We start from the raw sequence: 20,923 nt of genomic DNA, 5'->3' as shown, positions 1-20,923 counted from the left end.
CATTGCACTAGGTTCTAGGCAATTTATAACGACGAGGCCTAATTGTAAATGCGTGCTTGGCTAATTAATTACTGAAACCTGAAACCTAATACCAGCTCTTAATTTTTAAGACTTTATTTGCACTAAGTCAAAGTTCACCATGCCAGGTACTATGGCCTGAAGGCGGGATTCGGTTACATCAAGGGCATTTAAACATTCGCAGTATTCCGCGGCTTTAAGTTCGAGTTGGCGGGCTTTTTCTTGGAGTGATTTATCTATTTCTGAAGAAATGATATCCATGCGTTGGCTCATGTCGTTCATTCGATCTTCAATATTACCTTCGCGCGATTTAAATGCATCGCCTAACGACATTAAAATAGCCCCGAGGGAGCCATGCACTGCCGAGTGAATTTTTTTGCTAATATCTTTAGTGAAAAAGTCGTCTATTTTGGAAAGTGATTGCGGCGCAATAAAGAAAAAATCATCGCCGCGTTTAAACTTATCCATTAGCGCACGTTCAACGTACTGCAATTGCGTTTTAAGCACTTCTGATTCTTTATCTGTCATGCCTTCAACAACATGCTCAATTGCACTGAGCCCTAAATTAACACCATCGGTGGCTAAGTTAACGAGTTCAGGAACAGTTTGACGAATACCGCTGCTAAACTGCTCAAGGACTTTACTTTCGTCATCACTTAAGTCAATCCAATAGCCACGGATAAACAATTGGTTATTATTATTAATTTGTACGCGGGTTTGGCCTTTATCAACAATGCGAATAATATCATCAGTAATGATTAAACCGTGACGAAGCTCTACATCACACTGCTTTTGCGCAAATACGTTATTGCTTAAAAGTGCTACAGACAACGCCAATATCGAACGAGATAAAAACGCCATAAACACCTCAAAATAGCCACAACAGAAGGCGGGTAGATTAACAAAAAAACAACTTTATGCAAGCAAAAGTAACACAATAACAAAGACAGCCCTGCGTATTTAACCTATGCAATGAGTAATACAAAAAAACACCGCGTTTAAATTAAGCGCGGTGTTTTTTAATTTCTTAGTTAAAAGCCGTCTGCTGCTTTATTGCTAAAAGCGATCCTTTTAAATTGGCGAACCTGGCGGGATTGGTAATGCTTTAAAGTTATCTGGCCAGCTACCTGTGGTTAAAAACAGGTTAACTTGTTCAGCTAAATATTGTTTAAACGCGCTTTCACCTATACTGGTGTTGCTTAGTAGTGAGTTTTGTTCAAAGTCATCTTTTAGCTTAGTTAAATAGTAACGCAGTTGTGCTTGTACTTCTGGACTTACGTTATCGCTGGCCACTAAATCAGCCATTGTTTTAGCACTTAAAAATTGCACTCGCTGAGTGATCTTTGCCACCATGTTATTGGATGGCAATGCCACAAAAACCTGCTTATAAAGCTGTAAAAGTAACTCATCTAAACTATAAAAATCATCACTGCGTGCTTGTTGTTGCGCAAGGCGATTTAAACGCTGTGCATTTAGTAATAACGATAAGCTATGCTGCACGGCAACTTCAGGTAACGCCATAGCATCAAGGGTTAAACCGGTGCGCCCCACTATACTTTCACGCGTTCTAGACTCACCATACGCTTTAGGTGGAATAAGTGCGAGTATTGACTCTGGCAACACTAAATTACGGCCCTCAAGAGTGGTTAAAATAGCTTTAACCGCTTGTTGTTGCGCTTGCTTAGTAACCACTTGCGCGCCTTTTACAGGTTTATCACCGCGTACTTCGTACTCGTAATTTACCCCAGCAATTAATTTAGCCACTGCCTCTACTTGGTAACGGTGAAATAAATACAAGGGCACCAGTTTTTCTTCTAATTGCGATAACGCCTCTCCCGTTTTTATATTATGAATACCAAATTGTGCGAGTGCTTGCTTACGCACTTCTAGTACTCTTAATAGCTCTTCGCTTGGTGCTGCGCCGTTATCCCACAAATGAGCCGTAGGATGCGCACCACCGGCAGCGCGTGCGTCGCTATCAGATATAAACTCGAGCCCTTTAGTGTTGTTTTCTTTTAAAATAGCCGCCAATGCTGCTGCTTCGTTTTGATTAGTAAAGTCGCTGTAGCCGTATTTAATAACTTGTGTATCCCACACGCCCATACCCGTAGCATAACCGCGTGACACATCAAGCTTGCCTTGTTCATCAAAGCTAAGCAGCGGATGCGGATAATCCATTACCGAGGCTCTATCGCCCACTGAAGCGGCAAAGTTATGAGAAATCCCCAAGGTATGCCCAATTTCGTGAGCACTTAACTGCCTAATACGATCAAGCGCCATGGCTTGTAGAGTTTTTGCTATTTCATTGCCGTTTAAGTAAGGCGCAGCCAGCGCTTCTGCAATTAAAATATCTTGGCGTACGCGCAGTGAACCAAGCGTTACATGCCCTTTTATTATTTCGCCGGTGCGCGGATCAATTACCGAACTGCCATACGACCAACCACGAGTAGCACGATGCACCCACTGCACTACGTTGTAGCGAATATCCATAGGATCAGCGTTTGTTGGTAGTACTTTTATTATAAATGCATTTTTATAACCCGCTGCACTAAACGCTTCATCCCACCACTGTGCACCTTCAAGCAATGCACTTTTTACCGGCTCCGGCACCCCAGGATCAAGGTAATAAACAATCGGCTCAATGGGCTCGCTAATAGGTAAACTCGGATCTTTTTTAGTTAACCGATGGCGCGGTATATATCGCACATACATAGACTCACCAAGTGCTGCAGCATAGTTTTTATGCTCAATACTCCAAAAACCCGATTGTGGATGGAAGTTGCGCGGGGTGTAGTTATCGTCTGGTAATTTAATTAGTGAATGGTGCATATGCACAGTTAACGAATAAGCGTCAGGGCTTATTTCACGCACAAACTTACCCGGTTGAGTACCGGCAAAGGTCAGCACAGCTTCAAGCTCTGTATTATTAATAAATGCTTTAGAGCGACTCATATAAACTGCACTACGCGATTCGTCTAGATTAAAGTTACCTTGTTTAGTCGCTGCCAGGGTTCGATTTACACCGTGTACATCACTAAGTAAATACGGAGTGTAATCGATTAATAGCGCCCGCTTATTTTGCGCAACCACTTTAAAGCCCGCTAATATACTTGATGCAAACGCTTCATTAATACTTTGCTGCTCGGCTTTATTACTGGTATTTGCGCGATAGTAAGTATTTACAGCACGTAGCATTACTTTGTCGCCAAAGCGCTCAAATTGCACTAAGTGTGTATTACCAAGCTGCCCTCTATCGAGCCCTATATCGTTAGAGCCCAAGCCATTTGGCAAGCTTTGTTGTAGCAAAAATTGCTGCTCTAGTTTATCTACTTTTAAATAAACTTTGCCGTTTTCTGTATCGTAAAAAAATGAAAAATATCCCGGAAAATGATTCATCTTTCCAGTAAATTCATCAATAGACTTAATTGCTGCGTGCGCTTGAGTTATCATAGTGAGCAACACAGTAAAGAGAATGTAACCTAGTAGTTTTATTTTTTGCATAATCTTATCTTTGTTATTGGCGTTTTAAGTACGATTAGGTAACCCCATTATAGGGGGGAATTTAAACAATACAGTTATTTAAGACGAATTTCAGCGCTCCAAACTAATCCCTCTCACATTATGATTAGTTTAATCACGTTATCAGGAAAATAGAATGCGTAGACTTCCTCCAGTATTACTTGAAGATGGTTGCCCAAGAGAGTTAATCTCTTTGATCAGAACTATTTTAGCCGCATGTAAAGAAATTTCATTTCGTGTTGGCCAAGGCGAATTATCGGGTGTATTAGGCTCAACACTTGACGAGAATATTCAAGGCGAAACTCAAAAGAAGCTTGATGTTTTAACCAACCAACTGCTTAAAGATATATTATTGGAATCGGGCTACGTAAAAGCCATCGCCTCTGAAGAAGAAGACTACACAGTTGCTGGTAATCCTGATGCAGAATATATTGTAGCGTTTGACCCACTTGATGGCTCATCAAACACCGACATAAACTCGTTAGTAGGTACTATTTTTTCAGTAATGAAAGCGCCTGAAGGCGCAGATCCTGCTGACCAAAGTATTTTTATGCAACCGGGTATTAATCAAGTAGCGGCAGGTTATGTACTATATGGTCCATCGACTATATTGGCGCTAACGACAGGTAAAGGCACCCGCTTTTTCACCCTAGATAAAACTCACGGCACCTTTTTATTAACTCAAGATTTTGCAAAAATACCAGCAGATACCAACGAATATGCTATTAATGCGTCAAACCAACGCCATTGGCAACCTGCTATGCAAAACTACATTAACGACCTTGTAGCTGGCGACACTGGCCCACGCGCTCGAAACTTTAATATGCGCTGGATTGCTGCAATGGTAGGCGATGTACACCGCGTATTAAGCCGTGGCGGGTTATTTACCTACCCAACCGATACCAAAAACCCGAGCCAGCCAAATAAGCTTCGTCTGCTTTACGAAGCAAACCCTATGGCCATGCTAGTAGAGCAAGCTGGCGGGATTGCGTCAACTGGCACCGAGCGTATTATGGACATACAGCCTAATGCCATTCACCAGCGCGTAGCTGTAATTTTAGGCTCAAAAAACGAAGTAGAAACCTGCTTGGGATATCATAAGTAAAGCCTAAGTTTTACTAAGAATTAGCCATGCTTTTACTCTTGTAAAAGCGTGGCTAATTTGGCGAGCTTTTCATAATTAAGCTCGCCCATTTGCTCACTGTTACTAAGTGCATAAATAACGCCCTCACATTCAGCGCAATCAATATCATCTCGCGCCTCAATCACATTTGCCCACAGTTCCAAGTCATCAAGTACTATTTCATTATGTAAACAACGCTCAAACACATTTAGCATGATTGACGTACTTAGGGTAAATAATGGCTGTTTTGCTGCTGCCGCAGATACAATGACATCAATAGCCTCGTCTTTTTCTGAGCCGAAGGTAATAAACTGCGCTAATGCTTTTTGTATATCCATAATATTGTTATTCTGCGCTCACCGTGATTTAAAAGTAAAATAATGACCCAAATTAACTGCACCCAATGTAATGCTGCTCTTACCTGTAATGTGACTGACATATCAGCATGTTGGTGCAACGAGTTACCCGCTATTTTACCGTTAGATCTTAACGCTACAAGCTGTTTATGCCGTAACTGTACGCTGGCTAAAATAAACACTTACTTACAAAGCCTTTACTCGCAGCCGATTAAAATACAACTCGCGTTTGCTAAGCAATTTAAAAATAATGGAGAGCTGATTGAAGGGCTCGATTACACTATGCAAAACAGCTATATGGTATTTAGTAAGTGGTATTTTTTAAAGCGTGGTACTTGCTGCAAAAATGGTTGTAAAAATTGCCCTTATAGTTAAATTAGCCACCCACAGCAATAGGCAGTGAGTTATCAGCGCCCCATTCACTCCACGAGCCATCGTACACACTTAAATTACTATAGCCGCATTCATCGGCAAACAGCGCAAGCGCACAGGCAGTAACGCCAGAGCCACAGCTAAATTGTAAGTGTGTTGCATTACCGACTAATTCACTAAACTTTGCCTGTATAAAGTCGAGTGATTTTGCTTCACCATTTTCTAATAGACTAGTTAAAGGTAGCGAATAACTGTTAATAATATGACCGCTGCGCATACCCGCTCTTGGCTCACTACTTTTGCCAGTAAATCGCTCATAAGCACGCGCATCTAAAATGACAGTATTGGCATCCTTAGTAGCACTTAGCACCTGTTTTTTATCAATAAAGTAATCAGGCCGGTATTGAGCAATAAAATCGCCTTTTAATGATGCTTGTGTATAGTTTGATTCAACCGGAAGCCCGAGTTCAAGCCACTTAGCTAAACCGCCACTGAGCACTTTTACATTATCAAAGCCCATAGATTTTAGCATCCACCATGCCCTAGCTGCGCTAAACAAACCCTCATCCTCATAAATAACAATGTACGAATCGTGGTTAACGCCTGTCTTTTGCATTACTTGAGTAAATTGCGTTTCGCTACACAAAGTATTAGGTAACGGGTTAGAACGATCTGCTAGTTCATTTTTAATATCAAAGCGCTGCGCGTTAGGCAGTACTGCTTTAGCAACGTAGTTACCAGTTAAACCCGGGCGCAGCATACCCGCGTCAAATAATATTAATGCAGGATCATTTAATTGCGTATAAAGCTGCTCATTGGTAATTATATTTTTCATTTATCTATCTCAAGGTTTGGCTGCTTTTTTAAAAGTGAACAGCTGAGCGCTGCCACTTTACAGCTCTTAAATCTTTATTATTTCACTGCGCAATGGTGCCATTTTCGATATTATTTTATTTTGTACTGGATGGGGTATACTTTGCTCGTCCATCGCATTAATTAGCAGATCGACTACATGATTAAAATCTTTTTCATTAATATTCATGCCGGTATGAATAGCAACCATAGAGTCGCCTTTATACTCACACGGGCCGTTTGTTAGCGCGCATAAGTGGCTTATAAAGCCTTGGCGAAAATGAGTAATGTTACTGTGCTCAAAATAGTGAAACACTTGCCTGTCATTACCAATTTGATAAATAAAGCTATCCACTAGTTTTTCTATGCCGGCATTACCATTTATTTGCTGATACAAACTCTGTTTAGGCTTGCTGCTACAGCCAGCTAATACACTTGTAGCCAATAAAAATAGTATAAAAACTCTCATTACCAATATCCTGTCACCGATAAGTACCAACCGGTTTGATCGCTTGCTCCAGCTATACTGCCTAAATCTAAGTAGGCGGCGGTTACGCTCATATGTTTATTTGGCATCCAAGCTACAAACACATCTTTCCAATCTTGCTCGCCTAATCCTAGGTTATTTGTTTTTTGACGATACTCAACACCTAACGCTACTTCACGGCTTAAAAATATCGCTGTGCTTGCCTCAAATAGCAATTTATTGCTGGTATTATTACCGCCATAACCCAGTAACCCTAGTTGGTTGGCTTTGCTGTAACGGGTGGTCACGTTCCAAAACCAGTTGTATCCTGCAATAGCACCTAAGTGTAACTTGCTTGCCGCTAAGTAAAAGTCGGTGCCGCTGGTGCTCTGTGCACCCACTAGCTTTGCAACCGTGCCATCGTCTAACGACTTATGTTGTATACCTAAACTTACTTGCGGCCAACTACTGTAAACAATGTCGCCATATAAACGAACTTTAGCACCAGTTATCGACTGCTCTATTTGCGTACTCAGCGCAGGTACATCAAACTCTTGCTGCGCATAGCTAAGCTCAACGCGATTAAACAAATTAAGCTGTGCGCCACATACATCTAACTTATAGTCGGTTACATCCGCACGGCTACAAAAACCATTAACCGAAACCTCATCTTCACTGGCATACCCAGCAAGTTGCGCCCACGGAACAAGGCCACCGCCACCAGCCCCCTCAACTTGAGACACCCCAGGAGTAGCTAATAATTTACCGCTACTCGCAGCAGTAATAAAACTGGCTGTGAGTAATACCCCCGCCATAAAACACTTAATGTACGCCATCGTATTCCTCTAACCACTGCTCTAATAGCTCAGCTTTTAATGGTCGACTTAAATAATAACCTTGTGCATGATCGCATTGCATCTGCTTAAGTAGCGCTAAAGTACCTGCCGTTTCTACTCCTTCGGCTACTACCGAAAACCCTAATTGATGCCCTAAAGTAATACTCGACTGCACAATAAATTGATCTTTTTGCGACTCATCAAGCTTTAAAATAAAGCACTTATCTAATTTAAGCTCATCAATTGGTAGCATTTTTAAACGCCCTAACGATGTTTGTCCTACGCCATAATCATCAAGCGATATTTTTACCCCAATAGCTTTTAAGTTTTCGAGGGCAATTATGCCTTTTTCTTCATTTTCGATCATATCGCGCTCGGTGAGCTCAATGGTGATCAACGCAGGGTTAACCTTATGCTTTTTTAAAGTACGTACTAATGACGAATGAAACCCCGCAAACGCAATATCTTGTGCCGATACATTGATAGCCGCTTGTAAATGTATGCCTTTTTGCTGCCAAGCGGCAACTTGTGCAATAACGGTATTAACCACCCAGGCAGTGAGCTCAACAATTAATCCCGACTGTTCGGCTAAATCAATAAACACCTCAGGCGACACCCAACTACCATCTTTACGCTGCCAGCGAATTAAAGACTCTACCTTATCAACCTTTTGTATTTTCATATTTAGTTTTGGCTGATAGGTCATAAATAACTGGCCGTCATCATCGCTTATAGCTTGCTTAAGTTCATCAAGCATAACTAAGCGCTCTAAATGCGCTTCGTCTTCGCCTTGTTGATAGTAATGAATATTTTGATGATGACTAGTTGCGCTATCTACCGCTATAAGTACTCGGCGAATTAGATCCTCAGCTTGTTCACCGTGTAGCGGATATTGCACCACACCCACACTAAAGCGTAAGTTTATTTTTAAGTTTTGAATGGTGTACCCCGCTTGGAGCTGCGCCATTAAAGCAATAATACCGCGTTTAAATTCGCTCACTGCCCCCGCCGGAAACACGGTTAAAAACTCATCGCCACCAATACGCGCATGAAAGCCACCCAACTCATCTGAGAATTCACTAATACGCTTTGCCACCGCCTTTAAACAATCATCGCCAATACGTGGCCCTAACTTATCGTTTATATGCCGCAAGCCTTTAATATCGATAGCAACTAGCGTGTGTTCTGTGCTTTTATTTAATTGTTTGGCTAGCATTTCTAGCATAGCCGAGCGGTTATAAAAGCCAGTTAGCGTATCATGGCGAGCCTGATAGCTAATTTGCTGTTCACGCTTATTTATATCACTCCCCATGTGATGAAAAGCATCCATAAGGGTAGTTATTTCACAGCTTTGTTTGCTGCCTTTAAATTCAAAATTATAATTACCCTTTGCAAATTGCTTAGCCACCACGGCCAATTGCGACAGTGGTGTAGTTAAATTATTTGCTAATAAACTACTGGTTACTACCCCAACAATTAAAGTAAGTATGGCAAGTATAATCAGCGTAATAAATAGCTGTTCAAAATCGCGATAGCTTTGGGTTAAATCGGCACTGAGTAAAATTATTACCGGGTGTGCTTGCAGTGCAGGCAGCTCAATTTCACGATTTTTATACACTAAATAATCACCAAAAAAGCGCGACGTCGTTTTGCTATTAAAATAATTAACTGGTTGCAAGTTTGCTGGAGGGGCTACCAATGAGGTTTTTACTAAGCTATCTGCGCTCGCTATAAAGCTTACTTCCATACCTGTTAGGCTTTTAAGCTCTGAAGCTACATCACTGGTTATTTTAAAACCCACTAAACTGTAAGCTATGGTGCGCGGGGTTTTAACTGGCAGTAAAATAACCTGATACAGCTGGCCATTTAATACCACAAAACTAGAGCGCTCCGCGGTAGTTAATAACTCACTCATTAAAGGCTGCAGATTATCGGTAAAGTTGTCCTCATCATCATTGGTTGATATTAACTGCCCCGACAAATCTAACAGCAGCATTAAATCGGCATTTATACGCTGGCTATGATTGTATAAAACACTGCTTATAGTAGCAGCGTCACGCGTGGCAACCGCTTGTTTAAAGCCAAAATCGGAGGTGAGTACTTTAGCGGCAGTTAATAGTAGGTTTTCTTTCGAGTTTAAATATTGTTTATAAACATTTTGTGCCACGCTTATGTCTTGATTGACTTTTTCTTCTTGAAACTTACTTGTAGACCACCAAAAGCTCAGCAAACTAACCACAGTGGTTAATAACACCAAGCCTACACATAAAATGGTTATACGGTTTCGCAAATTGTTAGTCATTACCGCCCTTAAACTGACTGCCAAAGGTGTTACGTGGTGCTGGCGAGGAAGTATTTATGGTTATAGGTAAAATAGCTTGTGGCTCTATATTCATCATTTTTTTATTTTCTAAAGGCGCAGTTTGCAACGCATGCCAAATACTTATTTGCAAAGGCTGCGTAGTAACAGGCAAACTTACAACTCCGTTTTTATCGGTTTTATAAACTTGCTCACTCTTAGCCACATAGATATAACCCACCATAGAATCATGAATATTACAGCCTAGTACCACAACACCTTGAGTGTCAAAAATAATTGGCTCTTTGGGTTGCCCTGAGTAGAGTTTTAATTGAAAAGATTTAGCGTTTGAAAACGAATACACGTTATGGCGAATATTATCGCTATTAGGAAAGTTAACTAATTGCCCTTGCTGCACAATAAGTAGCTCAGGTAAAAACTGCTTATCTACCTGATCCATTACCGCAACGGGGAGCTTTTTAACACTTGGATTTGTAGGCTTAAAAGCAGTGTTTGCTTGGCCTATTTCAACAACGGCATTAGGTAACACCATACCGTGTTGATCTTTTATTACTAAATCAATATTTGCGCTAATAGCAGCGTGGCTAAAAAGCACACTTAAAGCGAATAAATAACGTTTTTTTGCAAAAACTTGCAATGCTCGTTCAAACATAACCATACTCAAATATTAATTTTAAGTTCAGTTAATTAGAGACGAGCACTAATTGCAAGAAATATAGTTCAGTCACTAAAAATAAACATTTTAGCATTCATTTTTTAGCACTTTAGTCGTGTTATTTTATAATTAATCCATAATCGGCATCTAAAATAGCAATTACTTCTTGACGCGGATCAGCAGGAATAACAATCTCTTTGCCCACTATTTTACTGGCAATGCCCACGTAGGTATTTGACACTTCAAGCATTACTGACTCAGGTAAAATGTAATTTTTAGCTAGCTGCTCACGCTCATCCATGCGGTCTTTATTAAGTAGTACGTCGCTCTCTGGCACGTTATTAATTAACAGCTGACGAAAACCTTCCTTTGAGTTTTCAACAATCTTGCCATCTTTATAAGATGCTTCATCCCAAATACGCGATGAATCAGGCGTGCCTACTTCATCAATATAAATAAGCTGCTCTGCGCCATTTATATCTTCTACATAGCCAAATTCAAATTTGGTATCTACAAATATTTGCCCAAGCTTAGCCAGCTCGCCACTTATTAGCTCAAAACCTTCCACTAATAACTTTTCGTATTGGGCTACATCATCAGCCGTTCTAAAGTTAAATACGCTTAGGTTATTAGTAATATTGCTACGCGTTATATTCACATCATCAACTGGGGGAATATCTGCCACGCCAGTAATAATGCCTTTGGTAGAGGGAGTAATTAATACTTTATCAAGCTTTTGATTAGCTGTTAAACCTTCTGGTAAATTAATACCACAAAAGTCTCGTACACCTTTAGCGTAGTCGCGCCACATGCTGCCTGTAATATATTGGCGGGCAATGGCTTCTACTTTTACCGTACTGGCTTTGCGTACAATCCAAACATACGGATGCGGAATATCAACAATGTGATTACCCGCAAGTCCTGCTTCATCAAATAACTTAAACCAATGCGCAGCCACCGAGTTTAACGCTATGCCTTTACCTGGCACGCCATTTAAGCCGTTTTCGCCTTGCCAAATACAATCAAAAGCTGAAATTCTGTCGGAAATAACCATAATTGCCAGCTCAGTATCGGCTGGTACTTTATAGCCCTTTTCGCTAATTAAACGTTTGCTGTCTGCGTCGGTTAGCCAATAAACCGAGCGTACTTTACCACTGTGTACGTCACCTTTGGTACGAATAGGTAAATCATCGTTTACGTCTAAAACTTTATAGCTAGTCATGCTATCTCCGGGGTTAGGCATGCTCAAAGAGCAAAGTATGGGATTGGGGTTATAAGCCACACATAATAATCCAGAGTCATAAAAAGCTCAATCGCTTTGGCTAATGAGCCGGTTTTAGCTAGTGATTTACTATTTAGGTTTAAGGATTATTAAAGACTCCCGCATAACTGTTTATTTATGCGGTAAGTATTATCAAGTTGTTGTTCAATCAATTGAATAGTCTGTTTATTTACCTCAAATGTTTTAGCTGTGTCTTTAAAGCTAAAAACAATGTCTGCAATTTCAGAGATTATAATCTGAACTTGTTTCCAATTTGCATACCCAGCCGCAGAGGCTAACTTTTGAATTGCTTTTATTGGAGGGTTTTTCCCATATCCTGCAAACGAAGTTGCATGCTCATTAAACGGATGAGGACTAAAAGTAACATCGTAAAAAGGAGCTAGGTTCCACTCGCCAGAATCTTCTTGAAGAAATGCCCAGTTTTTTGAATGATCATCTTGATTACAACTAAACAAATTGAATATAGCTCGGCGAAACTGTAACTGCCCAGCAGCAGGAGACTTGCATAAAACACGACTAGCTTTAATTAAATCTTCATAATCTAATGTGGGTGCACGAAAGTCAGCATCCAATAAACCACATGCGCTGTGCATCTGTTTACGGCCCATTTTATTGCTTGGTAATTTAAATCTATCAAATCGCTTTAATGCCAGCCATTGTTTTGCTCCAGTGCCTTCAGGTGCATTTACCAAAAGTCTTTCAGGTGGGCTTAATTTAGCTTTATCTGCTAACTCCAAATACACAGCTTCGCACAATCCTTCTTCATGGCCTAAAGACAAATTTTTGGATGTAAATTTTATCAGCCATGCATCATCACCAATTTTAGGCTGAGTTCTACATTCTTCTATATTATGTTCAGGAAAATATACTTGAGCTTTAGGACGTGCACCACCAGAGCTACCAGCTGCAACCAATGCCGAAAGTACTGTTTCTGTTTGCCCATCAAAAATGGCTTGAGCTTGTTGGCCTAATTCAGCTAGACCTGGCTCCTCTTCACTTGGAATATTATAATTAGCCTCTGGTGTAAAAGATAATGCCCCCATAGCAGAATGGCCAACAAACGATAATCGGTCCATTGCAGTAACGAAGTTTGGCATTATATTATTTTGTCTAAAAACACGGTCCTGAAGTAATGATCCCCAACCATCAGGCAAACAATCAGAAAAAACTCCATGAAGCCCATTGTGTGGGCTTTTAGGTGCTAATTGCACATCCCTATTAAAGGACAATGAAAATGGTGAAAGGTTGCTATATTGATCTAAGTAGTTTTGATCAAATTGAAAATAAACACCCTGCCGATTTTGAGCAAGCACACCAACAAGTAATTCTGTGGAATCAGATAGCGTACGTTTAACTTCTAGTTTATTTATTGGCTTAAAGACCATTTTTCAAAACCTGCTCTATAGACGTTGGTGCATCTTTACTTTGAGGAAGATCTTTTGTTAAATCATATAAGCGAGTTAAGTCGTCTAATGATTGCCACAAAAGTAATAGCTGCCTAAATGAAATGAGTCCCGTAACTTCAAATTTTTTTATTGTAGAAGCCGGTACGGTACTTTTCTTAGCTAAAGCTTCTCGAGACAATTTAGCTTTTTTTCGAAGCGCTTGTAAATGTGCTGCAAAAGCAAGTTGCACATCGCCTTCACTTAATAATAAATAATTGATAACTGTAGCCCTAAAAACACAATTAGACACCACCATACCCAAAAAAAACTAAAATAAAAGAAAAAAGACATCATAGCGTCCAATTATTTGTATTAAGTTAATATACTTCGATTCTCAAATGCAAATGATTCCTTAGCTATTGGGTTTATTAATATCACTGTATTGCTTTTCATTTACTCTCTTTCATACCCATTATATGAATGCTTATATTTTAAGCCATGCGTAAAGGGTTTGATTAGCTCAATGCTTGGCTAATATTAAGCTGGCCGCTGAAATATAACCACTGAACGCGCCCCTCCTTCCTTTCCCTTTTATTATCGCTTAACATCACAACTATAAATGTTTAACTATTAAGTTGTTATGATCACACTTTCTAAGCTGTTATTTAAATGGCATAAAAATGCAGTTAGCCCCACGCTTAATATTAACCAGCTGAACATTAAGCAAGGCGAGCATGTGTTTTTACATGGACCAAGTGGCTGTGGTAAGTCGACCTTACTGGCATTATTAGCGGGTATTAATACCGCCACCAGCGGTGAAGTAAGTATTTTAAATAAAAACTTAAACAGCCTAAGTAATACTCAGCGCGATGTATTTAGAGCGGATCATATTGGTTATATTTTTCAAAATTTTAATTTGCTCCCCTATTTAACGCCGCTGGAAAACGTAAGCTTGGGTTGCCAGTTTTCAAAGCAGCGCCAACAACGGGCGCTGCAGCAATCACACTGCTTAACCGCAGAGTCCGCAAGATTGCTTAATGCCTTAGGGTTAGCGCAACATTTACATCATCAAGATGTGGGTAAATTAAGCATTGGCCAGCAACAACGTGTGGCTGCCGCGCGTGCATTTATTGGCAGCCCAGAGTTAATTATTGCCGACGAGCCCACATCGGCGCTCGACACCAACAACCGCCAAAGCTTTATAAAACTGCTGTTTGAGCAAGCTAAGCACGCCAACAGTACTTTAGTATTTGTTAGCCACGACGAAAGTTTGCAACCACTTTTTAATCGCAGCATCGATTTAGTTAATTTGCAGGCAGCATCATGATCTTAATTAAACTCGCCTATAAAAGCCTATTAAACCGTCGTAGTAGCGTGCTGTTAACCTTACTTACCATCGCCATTAGCGTCATGTTACTGCTAAGCATTGAACGGGTACGCATAGACGCAAAAAGCAGTTTTAGTAATACTATTTCGGGCACCGATTTAATTGTCGGTGCGCGCACTGGCGATATTCAATTGCTGCTCTCGTCCGTATTTCGAATAGGCCACACTAACAATGGTGTGAGTTGGCAAAGTTATGAATACATAACCGGACAACGCGGCGTAAAGTGGAGCATTCCAATAAGCCTTGGCGACAGCCACAAAGGCCAAGCAGTATTAGGCACCACCCTTGATTACTTTAATTATTATCGGTTTGGCAAAAAGCAGCCACTGAGCTTTAAGCAAGGCCACGCATTTAACACGATTAACCAAGTCGTGCTGGGGAGTGAGGTAGCGAGTAAATTAAACTATAAACTGGGCGACAGCATTGTTATATCTCATGGTATGGGCAGCACTAGTTTTCATCATCATGATGACAACCCGTTTAAAGTGGTCGGTATTTTAAATGCCACCGGCACACCAGTAGATAAAACGCTGCATATACCGCTGGCCGCTATCGATTTAATCCATGGTGGCCATAGTGCAGAGCATGACGAACATGAGCACGAGGAACATAGCAACTTAGTTGGCCACCCAAAACAAATTACTGCGTTTTTAATGGGCTTTAACTCACCACTTTACACGCTGCAAATTAGGCGCAATATAAACCAATATAAAAAAGAAGCACTGCTGGGTATTATGCCCACAGTAACGCTAAAAGAGTTATGGGAAATGCTCGCTATTGTTGAAAAAATACTGCTGCTATTTTCTGTTGTGGTAGTCATTATTAGCTTGCTTGGCATGTTAACCACGCTCCTAGCTAATCTTAATCAGCGCCGCAGAGAGCTTGCCATATTACGCTCAGTAGGCGCTCGGCCATGGCAGCTATTTACGCTCATTAGCATAGAGTCACTGCTTACCACTTTACTCGGCTGCATAGTTGGGTGTGTATTATTTTATGCGCTGATGTTTTTTGGCGCAGGTTACTTACAAAGTCACGCTGGTATTAGCATTAATATTGCCATGCTCTCTTACTATGAACTCACACTTATAGGCGTTATTATGATTGCAGGATTTATTATTGGTTTAATTCCCGCAACTCGCGCTTACTTTTACTCGCTCAGCGATGGCATGAGTATAAAAATATAACTAGGACAATCATGACGTTTTTAAAAACAATTTTTCAATACATCGCCTTGGTAAGCTTAATGCTAACCAGCTTTGTTAGTAGTGCAAATCCACCCAAAGAAATTTTTTGGGAAGACCTAATTCCACAAGGTCATATGCAAATAAACACCCAAGCGCAAGCTAACCACGAAGGCAGTGAACAAAACTGGGTTCAACCAGATCTAAACGCACCTGTAGTAAAAGCACTTGATGGTAAATCGGTAAGCCTACCGGGCTTTGTAGTACCACTTGAAGGCGACAGTGAAGTAATTACCGAATTTTTACTGGTTCCTTATTTTGGCGCCTGCATACACGTACCGCCGCCGCCGCCAAATCAAATAGTACATGTAACCATTAAAGGCGGAGTCCCCATCGACAGCCTATACGACGCCATAGTAGTGACTGGTGTAATTAGCACCCAAACATGGTCAGGCGAAATAGCCCAAGTAGGCTACACAATGAAAGCCGTAGGCGTAGCTCCGTTTGAGCTTTAAAGTCAGGTGTCAGGTGTCAGGTGTCAGGTGTCAGGTGTCAGGTGTCAGGTGTCAGGTGTCAGCAAAATGATAAAAATACCACTCTGATAAGTGTGTACTTATTCCACGTTTTTGAATTAAATAAACGCAGTAGTAAATTGCTCGCGCGCATCTAACTTAAACTCAGAGCTTGGCTTTAGCTCTCTCTAAACTAAAGCCACTTTTGTCATCTTCAAATTCGAGTTTTAATTTTAGATATCAAGCTTGTCAGCATTTTTGATAACTCAAAGGTTTCGTTTAACCAAGCCCGACCAACATCCGATTCTATATAATTTATATCTATGGCAATATAAATTTGTGTTCGAGCTTCAGCTAACGAAGAACGCGCAATATCTAAAAAGCGAACTTTTTCTTTATCACTATCTCGCGTCATTCCTTCTGCTATATTACTAGGGACAGATAAGCCTGATCGCGTTAATTGCTCCCTAAAGCCAAAGTCTTTTTTCAATGTTGGGTTTTTATAAATATCTGCACTTAAACGGGTAGAGCGTTTCCAAACATCTAAGTTTTCAAAATTCATCATTCTGACACCCTTGTACAGATACTTTGATTAAATTAGCTTAGTTTTTAATTAACAAAATACAAATATTTAAAACTAACACCTCCCCCCTGAAACCTTGTTTTTATCTCTACCTGACACCTGACACCTGATACCTATAACCTGCCCTTCACTTCTGACACTTCCCACAAAACACAGTACTTCTTTGCCCTAACCTAACTTCTTGTAATTCGCTTTTACACACCAAGCAAGGTTGCCCTTTGCGACCGTACACTAAAAGTTGCTGAGCAAAGTAACCCGGTTTCCCATCGCTTTGGGCAAAATCTTTTAAGGTGGTGCCACCTTGGGTTATTGCTGCGGCTAGCGTGTCTTTAATTATAGGGATAAGCGCTTCAAAACTTTTCAGTGATACTTTACCGGCTTCGCGGCGAGGGTCTATTCCTGCTTTAAATAATGATTCGTTAGCGTAAATATTACCGACCCCTACGACAATAGCGTTATTCATTATAAATTGTTTTACCGGCACTTTTTTATTGCGTGATTGCTGATATACCTGTTTCGCAAAAAATTCGTCCGTAAGCGGCTCAGGCCCAAGCTTTGCCAGTAACTTATGAACTGAGCCCGGCGCTTGCCATAGGCAACAACCAAAGCGGCGCGGATCGTTTAAGCGCAGCGCTTTACCGTTAGCAAAAATAAATTCTATATGATCGTGTTTTTTAAGTGGCTCGTTAGCACTTACTACGCGTAAATTTCCCGACATACCTAAATGCAAAATAGTAGCGCCTAACTCACAATGCAATAACAAATACTTTGCACGGCGCTCAACGCCCGTTACGGTTAAACCCGTTAACTGATATACATCGTCAGGTACCGGCCAACGCATGCTGCCATTATGAATATTTACCTTAGTAACAACTTGGTTTAAAACATGCGGGGTTATGCCCATGCGGCTTACTTCTACCTCTGGTAATTCAGGCATTTATACACTCACTTTATTATAAAGATTATTGTTCGCTCGGGGTTGAGCTAGGAAACAACTGTTTAACTACGGCTAAATCAAGCGCAAATACACGCTGACTATTTTTTTCGAGTAAATAATACTGGCCATCGCCCTTGTAAAGTAAATACACCCAAGGTAATGGTTCGCCCGCCAGTTCAAGGGTAGCTACCGAGAGTGGTGCATTAGGATTAAACACAACTGACTCATGAACCGACATAAGCTGAGCACTTTGCCATAAGTTAACCAGTTCGCCTAGCTGCTGCTCCGTACCTTGCCAAGTAAGCGGCACATCGGTTTGTAATGCGGTTGTACGCCAGCTTGTGCCTATACGTTCAATTTTTTGATCAACAAAACTCAACGTTAATACAAAACTTTGTATTGGTAACACTGGTTGCAGTACCGGCTCGTTATTACTACCACCAATATCTTTGTGCCAACCATTTAAAAAGAAGATCATAATCAACATCGAAAAAATAATAACGTTGTTCCAACCTTTACGGCTTAATTGCATGCTCGATGTTCCTAATTAGCTCAATAGTTTAAAGTGTAACCAAAACTTAATTACACTGTCTATATGTTAAATCCACTATACTTTGTTAGAATACGCGCAAATTTTTAGGAGTTTCATCAATGTCAATGTATGTAGTAGGCCATAAAATCCCAGATTCAGATTCAATATGCGGCGCAATTGCACTCGCTTATTTAAAAAACCAAATTAATGAACCAGCCATTCCAACGCGTCTTGGTGAAGTTTCACCAGAAACTCAGTTTATTCTTGATAAATTTGGTTTCGAAGCGCCAGAGCTAAAGCTTAGCTACGCCGGCGAAGATGTGTATATTGTTGACCACACAGAAAAAACCCAAGCACCCGATGATATAGACCAAGCTCGCATAGTCGGCGTGGTAGATCACCATAAGCTTGGCGACCTAACCTCATCAGCACCACTAGAGTGCTGGATCCGCCCTGTAGGTTGTTCAAACACCATAATTAAAATGATGTACGATTTTTACAATGTAGAAATCCCTAAAAACATCGCCGGTATTATGATGTGTGCTATTTTAAGCGACACCGTTATTTTTAAATCGCCAACGTGCACTACCGCTGATATTAAATGTGTTGAAGCGCTAGCAGAAATAGCTGGTATTGACGATCCTAAAGAGCTCGGCATGGAGATGTTTCGCGTTAAATCGGCAGTTGCCGACACGCCTATACGCGACCTGGTTATGCGCGACTTTAAAGACTTTAACATGAACGGCAACCTAGTAGGTATAGGCCAGCTAGAAGTGATCGACCTTGCAGTATTTGACGATATTAAAGCTGATTTAGCGACCGATATCGCCAAGCTTAAAACTGAAGGTAACCGCCACTCAGTATTTTTACTGCTTACCGACATCATGAAAGAAGGCTCAGAAATGCTAATTGCATCAGACGACGCAAACCTAGTAGAGCAAGCTTATGGTGAAAAACCAGCAGACGGAAAAGTATGGCTAGACGGCGTACTGAGCCGTAAAAAGCAAGTAGTACCACCACTACAAGACGCTTTTCAAAAAGTATAATGTAAGCAGATACTAGAGGTCAGCAATCAGACTTCAAAAAAACACCGCGTTTATTTAAACGCGGTGTTTTTGTTTAAAATCGTAGTAATCAAATGTTATAAAGTCACACTATCAAACACTACTCTGCTCTTTATTTATGACTAAAACCTGACCACTGCCCTTGAACCTTTAGCTGGCTCTTTCAACTCTTATTTCTGCCTGACCACTTGCTACCTGCTATCTGCTATTTACTTTCAATCACTACCAAATAAATCGCGTGTGTATACTTTATCTGTAATATCACTCAACTCTTCAACCATACGGTTAGAAACAACTACATCAGATATTTGTTTAAATTCATTTAAGTTTCTAATAACGCGAGAGTTATAAAAAACATCTTCTTTAAGCTCTGGCTCATACACCACCATTTGCACATTACTGGCTGCAATTCGCTTCATGATCCCTTGAATAGCAGACGCTCTAAAGTTATCAGATCCCGTTTTCATAACGAGCCTGTAAATTCCAACGACTTTAGGATTTCGTTTAATAATTGAATCCGCTATAAAATTTTTACGTGTGGTATTGGCATCAACAATAGCGCAAATCATATTGTTGGGTATGTCTTTATAATTTGCTAATAACTGCTTGGTATCTTTTGGCAAACAATAGCCACCATAGCCAAACGATGGATTGTTATAATGATTACCAATGCGAGGGTCAAGTCCAACCCCTTGTATAATTTGTTTACTATTTAATCCATGCGCTTCGGCATACGTATCAAGTTCGTTAAAATATGCGACCCGCATTGCAAGATAGGTATTTGAAAATAATTTAATGGCTTCAGCTTCGGTCGACTCAGTAAACAACACTGCTATATCTTGTTTAATCGCCCCTTGCTTAAGTAAATTAGCAAATACAGCAGCACGCTCACTTTGCTCACCAACCACAATGCGTGATGGGTGTAGGTTATCGTAAAGCGCCTTACCTTCACGTAAAAATTCAGGAGAAAATATAATATTGTCTACGCCCAGCTGCGCTTTCATCCGCTGCGTAAAACGCACTGGCACTGTCGATTTAACAATTATTACCGCGTGAGGATTATAAGCCAAAGCGTCGTTTATCACGGCCTCAACAGAGCTGGTATTAAAATTATGAGTGTGGGTATCGTAATCGGTAGGGGTCGCTATAATAATAAAGTCAGCGTTGCAGTACGCCATGCTTTTATTAGTTGTTGCAGTAAAATTTATATCATCTCGTTGTAAATATTCACTTATATGAAAATCGACTATCGGCGATTGCTTATTATTTAAAAGGGCTATTTTTTGCTCATCTATATCAAGTGCTATAACCTCGTTATGCTGGGCTAGTAACATGGCGTTCGACAAACCAACATAACCAGTACCTACAACTGTTACCTTCATATTCATCCCTAATATTTAAAATATTCTATATCAGCTAAAAGTATAGTTAAGGCTAAATTATAGGCAAATTGAAAAGTGCAAAAAACACACTAGCAACACACTCTGCCCTTATTTTTATTTCTAACTGAAAACTAATCGCAACCCATTACCTACCCTTGCAT

At 40.5% G+C, this 20,923-nt stretch carries 21 protein-coding genes; 6 read left to right on the top strand and 15 right to left on the bottom strand.

The window, feature by feature from the left end; genetic code table 11:
• Nucleotides 1–105 precede the first annotated feature (105 nt).
• Both I6F41_RS12430 and I6F41_RS12425 read right to left on the bottom strand, forming a co-directional pair.
• Nucleotides 106–879 carry a YggN family protein gene (locus tag I6F41_RS12430; protein ID WP_011327175.1) on the bottom strand — a complete coding sequence of 258 codons (774 nt, stop codon included), beginning with the start codon at nt 877–879 and terminating at the stop codon, nt 106–108.
• 210 nt (nt 880–1,089) lie between these two features.
• Nucleotides 1,090–3,519, bottom strand: a complete 2,430-nt coding sequence (locus I6F41_RS12425) for a zinc-dependent metalloprotease (protein ID WP_197108606.1) — start codon at nt 3,517–3,519, stop codon at nt 1,090–1,092.
• Between the two features lie 154 nt (nt 3,520–3,673).
• Between I6F41_RS12425 and I6F41_RS12420 the strand changes: the two genes are divergently transcribed.
• Nucleotides 3,674–4,642, top strand: coding sequence for a class 1 fructose-bisphosphatase (locus I6F41_RS12420; RefSeq protein ID WP_011327173.1), 969 nt, complete (start codon nt 3,674–3,676; stop codon nt 4,640–4,642).
• Nucleotides 4,643–4,674: 32 nt separating this feature from the next.
• Here I6F41_RS12420 and I6F41_RS12415 read toward each other — a convergent pair whose 3' ends face one another.
• Complete coding sequence (locus I6F41_RS12415) at nt 4,675–4,998, bottom strand: hypothetical protein (protein ID WP_011327172.1); 324 nt, start codon at nt 4,996–4,998, stop codon at nt 4,675–4,677.
• 42 nt (nt 4,999–5,040) lie between these two features.
• Here I6F41_RS12415 and I6F41_RS12410 point away from each other — a divergent pair, with 42 nt between their 5' ends.
• Nucleotides 5,041–5,391, top strand: a complete 351-nt coding sequence (locus I6F41_RS12410) for a DUF5522 domain-containing protein (RefSeq protein ID WP_011327170.1) — start codon at nt 5,041–5,043, stop codon at nt 5,389–5,391.
• Between the two features lies 1 nt (nt 5,392).
• On the opposite strand, the gene I6F41_RS12405 is transcribed toward I6F41_RS12410, so the two are convergent.
• The 8 genes from I6F41_RS12405 to I6F41_RS12370 all read right to left on the bottom strand — a co-directional run bounded on the left by I6F41_RS12405 (nt 5,393) and on the right by I6F41_RS12370 (nt 13,464).
• The gene (locus tag I6F41_RS12405) at nt 5,393–6,223 is read right to left on the bottom strand and encodes a sulfurtransferase (RefSeq protein ID WP_182684094.1); all 831 of its coding nucleotides are present in this window, start codon (nt 6,221–6,223) and stop codon (nt 5,393–5,395) included.
• A 66-nt stretch (nt 6,224–6,289) separates the two neighbouring features.
• Nucleotides 6,290–6,709, bottom strand: a complete 420-nt coding sequence (locus I6F41_RS12400; RefSeq protein ID WP_011327168.1) for a group I truncated hemoglobin — start codon at nt 6,707–6,709, stop codon at nt 6,290–6,292.
• Nucleotides 6,709–7,542: a DUF3034 family protein gene (locus I6F41_RS12395; protein ID WP_197108604.1), complete on the bottom strand. Its 834-nt coding sequence runs from the start codon at nt 7,540–7,542 to the stop codon at nt 6,709–6,711. Before I6F41_RS12395 ends, I6F41_RS12400 begins: the two co-directional genes overlap by 1 nt.
• Complete coding sequence (locus tag I6F41_RS12390; protein ID WP_197108601.1) at nt 7,529–9,844, bottom strand: bifunctional diguanylate cyclase/phosphodiesterase; 2,316 nt, start codon at nt 9,842–9,844, stop codon at nt 7,529–7,531. Before I6F41_RS12390 ends, I6F41_RS12395 begins: the two co-directional genes overlap by 14 nt.
• On the bottom strand, nt 9,837–10,514 hold the full coding sequence (locus I6F41_RS12385; protein WP_197108599.1) for a methylamine utilization protein: 678 nt from the start codon (nt 10,512–10,514) through the stop codon (nt 9,837–9,839). Before I6F41_RS12385 ends, I6F41_RS12390 begins: the two co-directional genes overlap by 8 nt.
• Before the next feature lie 121 nt (nt 10,515–10,635).
• On the bottom strand, nt 10,636–11,739 hold the full coding sequence (locus I6F41_RS12380; RefSeq protein WP_182684090.1) for a phosphoribosylaminoimidazolesuccinocarboxamide synthase: 1,104 nt from the start codon (nt 11,737–11,739) through the stop codon (nt 10,636–10,638).
• 149 nt (nt 11,740–11,888) lie between these two features.
• Entirely contained in the window at nt 11,889–13,184 is a 1,296-nt protein-coding gene (locus I6F41_RS12375; protein WP_011327163.1) for a type II toxin-antitoxin system HipA family toxin, read from the bottom strand.
• Nucleotides 13,174–13,464, bottom strand: a complete 291-nt coding sequence (locus I6F41_RS12370) for a helix-turn-helix domain-containing protein (RefSeq protein ID WP_041454642.1) — start codon at nt 13,462–13,464, stop codon at nt 13,174–13,176. Before I6F41_RS12370 ends, I6F41_RS12375 begins: the two co-directional genes overlap by 11 nt.
• Before the next feature lie 360 nt (nt 13,465–13,824).
• Here I6F41_RS12370 and I6F41_RS12365 point away from each other — a divergent pair, with 360 nt between their 5' ends.
• The 3 genes from I6F41_RS12365 to I6F41_RS12355 are packed head-to-tail and all read left to right on the top strand — an operon-like array spanning nt 13,825 to nt 16,267.
• A complete protein-coding gene (locus I6F41_RS12365) occupies nt 13,825–14,511 on the top strand; it encodes an ABC transporter ATP-binding protein (RefSeq protein ID WP_182684089.1) in 687 nt (228 codons plus the stop codon).
• Nucleotides 14,508–15,755: an ABC transporter permease gene (locus I6F41_RS12360; protein WP_179807851.1), complete on the top strand. Its 1,248-nt coding sequence runs from the start codon at nt 14,508–14,510 to the stop codon at nt 15,753–15,755. The genes I6F41_RS12365 and I6F41_RS12360 overlap by 4 nt, the downstream gene beginning before the upstream one ends.
• An 11-nt stretch (nt 15,756–15,766) precedes the next feature.
• The gene (locus I6F41_RS12355) at nt 15,767–16,267 is read left to right on the top strand and encodes a DUF3299 domain-containing protein (protein WP_086996534.1); all 501 of its coding nucleotides are present in this window, start codon (nt 15,767–15,769) and stop codon (nt 16,265–16,267) included.
• A 211-nt stretch (nt 16,268–16,478) separates the two neighbouring features.
• On the opposite strand, the gene I6F41_RS12350 is transcribed toward I6F41_RS12355, so the two are convergent.
• From I6F41_RS12350 to I6F41_RS12340, 3 genes are all read right to left on the bottom strand, one after another.
• A complete protein-coding gene (locus I6F41_RS12350) occupies nt 16,479–16,826 on the bottom strand; it encodes a four helix bundle protein (protein WP_182684106.1) in 348 nt (115 codons plus the stop codon).
• A 148-nt stretch (nt 16,827–16,974) separates the two neighbouring features.
• Nucleotides 16,975–17,784: a bifunctional DNA-formamidopyrimidine glycosylase/DNA-(apurinic or apyrimidinic site) lyase gene (mutM, locus tag I6F41_RS12345; protein ID WP_182684088.1), complete on the bottom strand. Its 810-nt coding sequence runs from the start codon at nt 17,782–17,784 to the stop codon at nt 16,975–16,977.
• A gap of 25 nt (nt 17,785–17,809) precedes the next feature.
• Complete coding sequence (locus tag I6F41_RS12340) at nt 17,810–18,316, bottom strand: hypothetical protein (protein WP_182684087.1); 507 nt, start codon at nt 18,314–18,316, stop codon at nt 17,810–17,812.
• Nucleotides 18,317–18,435: 119 nt separating this feature from the next.
• Here I6F41_RS12340 and I6F41_RS12335 point away from each other — a divergent pair, with 119 nt between their 5' ends.
• On the top strand, nt 18,436–19,362 hold the full coding sequence (locus I6F41_RS12335; protein ID WP_182684086.1) for a manganese-dependent inorganic pyrophosphatase: 927 nt from the start codon (nt 18,436–18,438) through the stop codon (nt 19,360–19,362).
• Between the two features lie 233 nt (nt 19,363–19,595).
• On the opposite strand, the gene I6F41_RS12330 is transcribed toward I6F41_RS12335, so the two are convergent.
• Nucleotides 19,596–20,762: a nucleotide sugar dehydrogenase gene (locus I6F41_RS12330; RefSeq protein WP_182679281.1), complete on the bottom strand. Its 1,167-nt coding sequence runs from the start codon at nt 20,760–20,762 to the stop codon at nt 19,596–19,598.
• Nucleotides 20,763–20,923: the final 161 nt, after the last annotated feature.

Source organism: Pseudoalteromonas sp. SCQQ13, assembly GCF_015864415.1.
GTDB classification, from domain to species: Bacteria; Pseudomonadota; Gammaproteobacteria; order Enterobacterales; family Alteromonadaceae; genus Pseudoalteromonas; species Pseudoalteromonas nigrifaciens.
This window is presented reverse-complemented; position numbering and strand designations above follow the sequence as displayed.

What these genes read in the sequence shown, in the direction of transcription:
- I6F41_RS12430 (WP_011327175.1), bottom strand. Translation starts at nt 879, where the DNA reads ATGGCGTTTTTATCTCGTTCGATATTGGCGTTGTCTGTAGCACTTTTA.
- I6F41_RS12425 (WP_197108606.1), bottom strand. Translation starts at nt 3,519, where the DNA reads ATGCAAAAAATAAAACTACTAGGTTACATTCTCTTTACTGTGTTGCTC.
- I6F41_RS12420 (WP_011327173.1), top strand. Translation starts at nt 3,674, where the DNA reads ATGCGTAGACTTCCTCCAGTATTACTTGAAGATGGTTGCCCAAGAGAG.
- I6F41_RS12415 (WP_011327172.1), bottom strand. Translation starts at nt 4,998, where the DNA reads ATGGATATACAAAAAGCATTAGCGCAGTTTATTACCTTCGGCTCAGAA.
- I6F41_RS12410 (WP_011327170.1), top strand. Translation starts at nt 5,041, where the DNA reads ATGACCCAAATTAACTGCACCCAATGTAATGCTGCTCTTACCTGTAAT.
- I6F41_RS12405 (WP_182684094.1), bottom strand. Translation starts at nt 6,223, where the DNA reads ATGAAAAATATAATTACCAATGAGCAGCTTTATACGCAATTAAATGAT.
- I6F41_RS12400 (WP_011327168.1), bottom strand. Translation starts at nt 6,709, where the DNA reads ATGAGAGTTTTTATACTATTTTTATTGGCTACAAGTGTATTAGCTGGC.
- I6F41_RS12395 (WP_197108604.1), bottom strand. Translation starts at nt 7,542, where the DNA reads ATGGCGTACATTAAGTGTTTTATGGCGGGGGTATTACTCACAGCCAGT.
- I6F41_RS12390 (WP_197108601.1), bottom strand. Translation starts at nt 9,844, where the DNA reads ATGACTAACAATTTGCGAAACCGTATAACCATTTTATGTGTAGGCTTG.
- I6F41_RS12385 (WP_197108599.1), bottom strand. Translation starts at nt 10,514, where the DNA reads ATGTTTGAACGAGCATTGCAAGTTTTTGCAAAAAAACGTTATTTATTC.
- I6F41_RS12380 (WP_182684090.1), bottom strand. Translation starts at nt 11,739, where the DNA reads ATGACTAGCTATAAAGTTTTAGACGTAAACGATGATTTACCTATTCGT.
- I6F41_RS12375 (WP_011327163.1), bottom strand. Translation starts at nt 13,184, where the DNA reads ATGGTCTTTAAGCCAATAAATAAACTAGAAGTTAAACGTACGCTATCT.
- I6F41_RS12365 (WP_182684089.1), top strand. Translation starts at nt 13,825, where the DNA reads ATGATCACACTTTCTAAGCTGTTATTTAAATGGCATAAAAATGCAGTT.
- I6F41_RS12360 (WP_179807851.1), top strand. Translation starts at nt 14,508, where the DNA reads ATGATCTTAATTAAACTCGCCTATAAAAGCCTATTAAACCGTCGTAGT.
- I6F41_RS12355 (WP_086996534.1), top strand. Translation starts at nt 15,767, where the DNA reads ATGACGTTTTTAAAAACAATTTTTCAATACATCGCCTTGGTAAGCTTA.
- I6F41_RS12350 (WP_182684106.1), bottom strand. Translation starts at nt 16,826, where the DNA reads ATGAATTTTGAAAACTTAGATGTTTGGAAACGCTCTACCCGTTTAAGT.
- mutM (WP_182684088.1), bottom strand. Translation starts at nt 17,784, where the DNA reads ATGCCTGAATTACCAGAGGTAGAAGTAAGCCGCATGGGCATAACCCCG.
- I6F41_RS12340 (WP_182684087.1), bottom strand. Translation starts at nt 18,316, where the DNA reads ATGCAATTAAGCCGTAAAGGTTGGAACAACGTTATTATTTTTTCGATG.
- I6F41_RS12335 (WP_182684086.1), top strand. Translation starts at nt 18,436, where the DNA reads ATGTCAATGTATGTAGTAGGCCATAAAATCCCAGATTCAGATTCAATA.
- I6F41_RS12330 (WP_182679281.1), bottom strand. Translation starts at nt 20,762, where the DNA reads ATGAAGGTAACAGTTGTAGGTACTGGTTATGTTGGTTTGTCGAACGCC.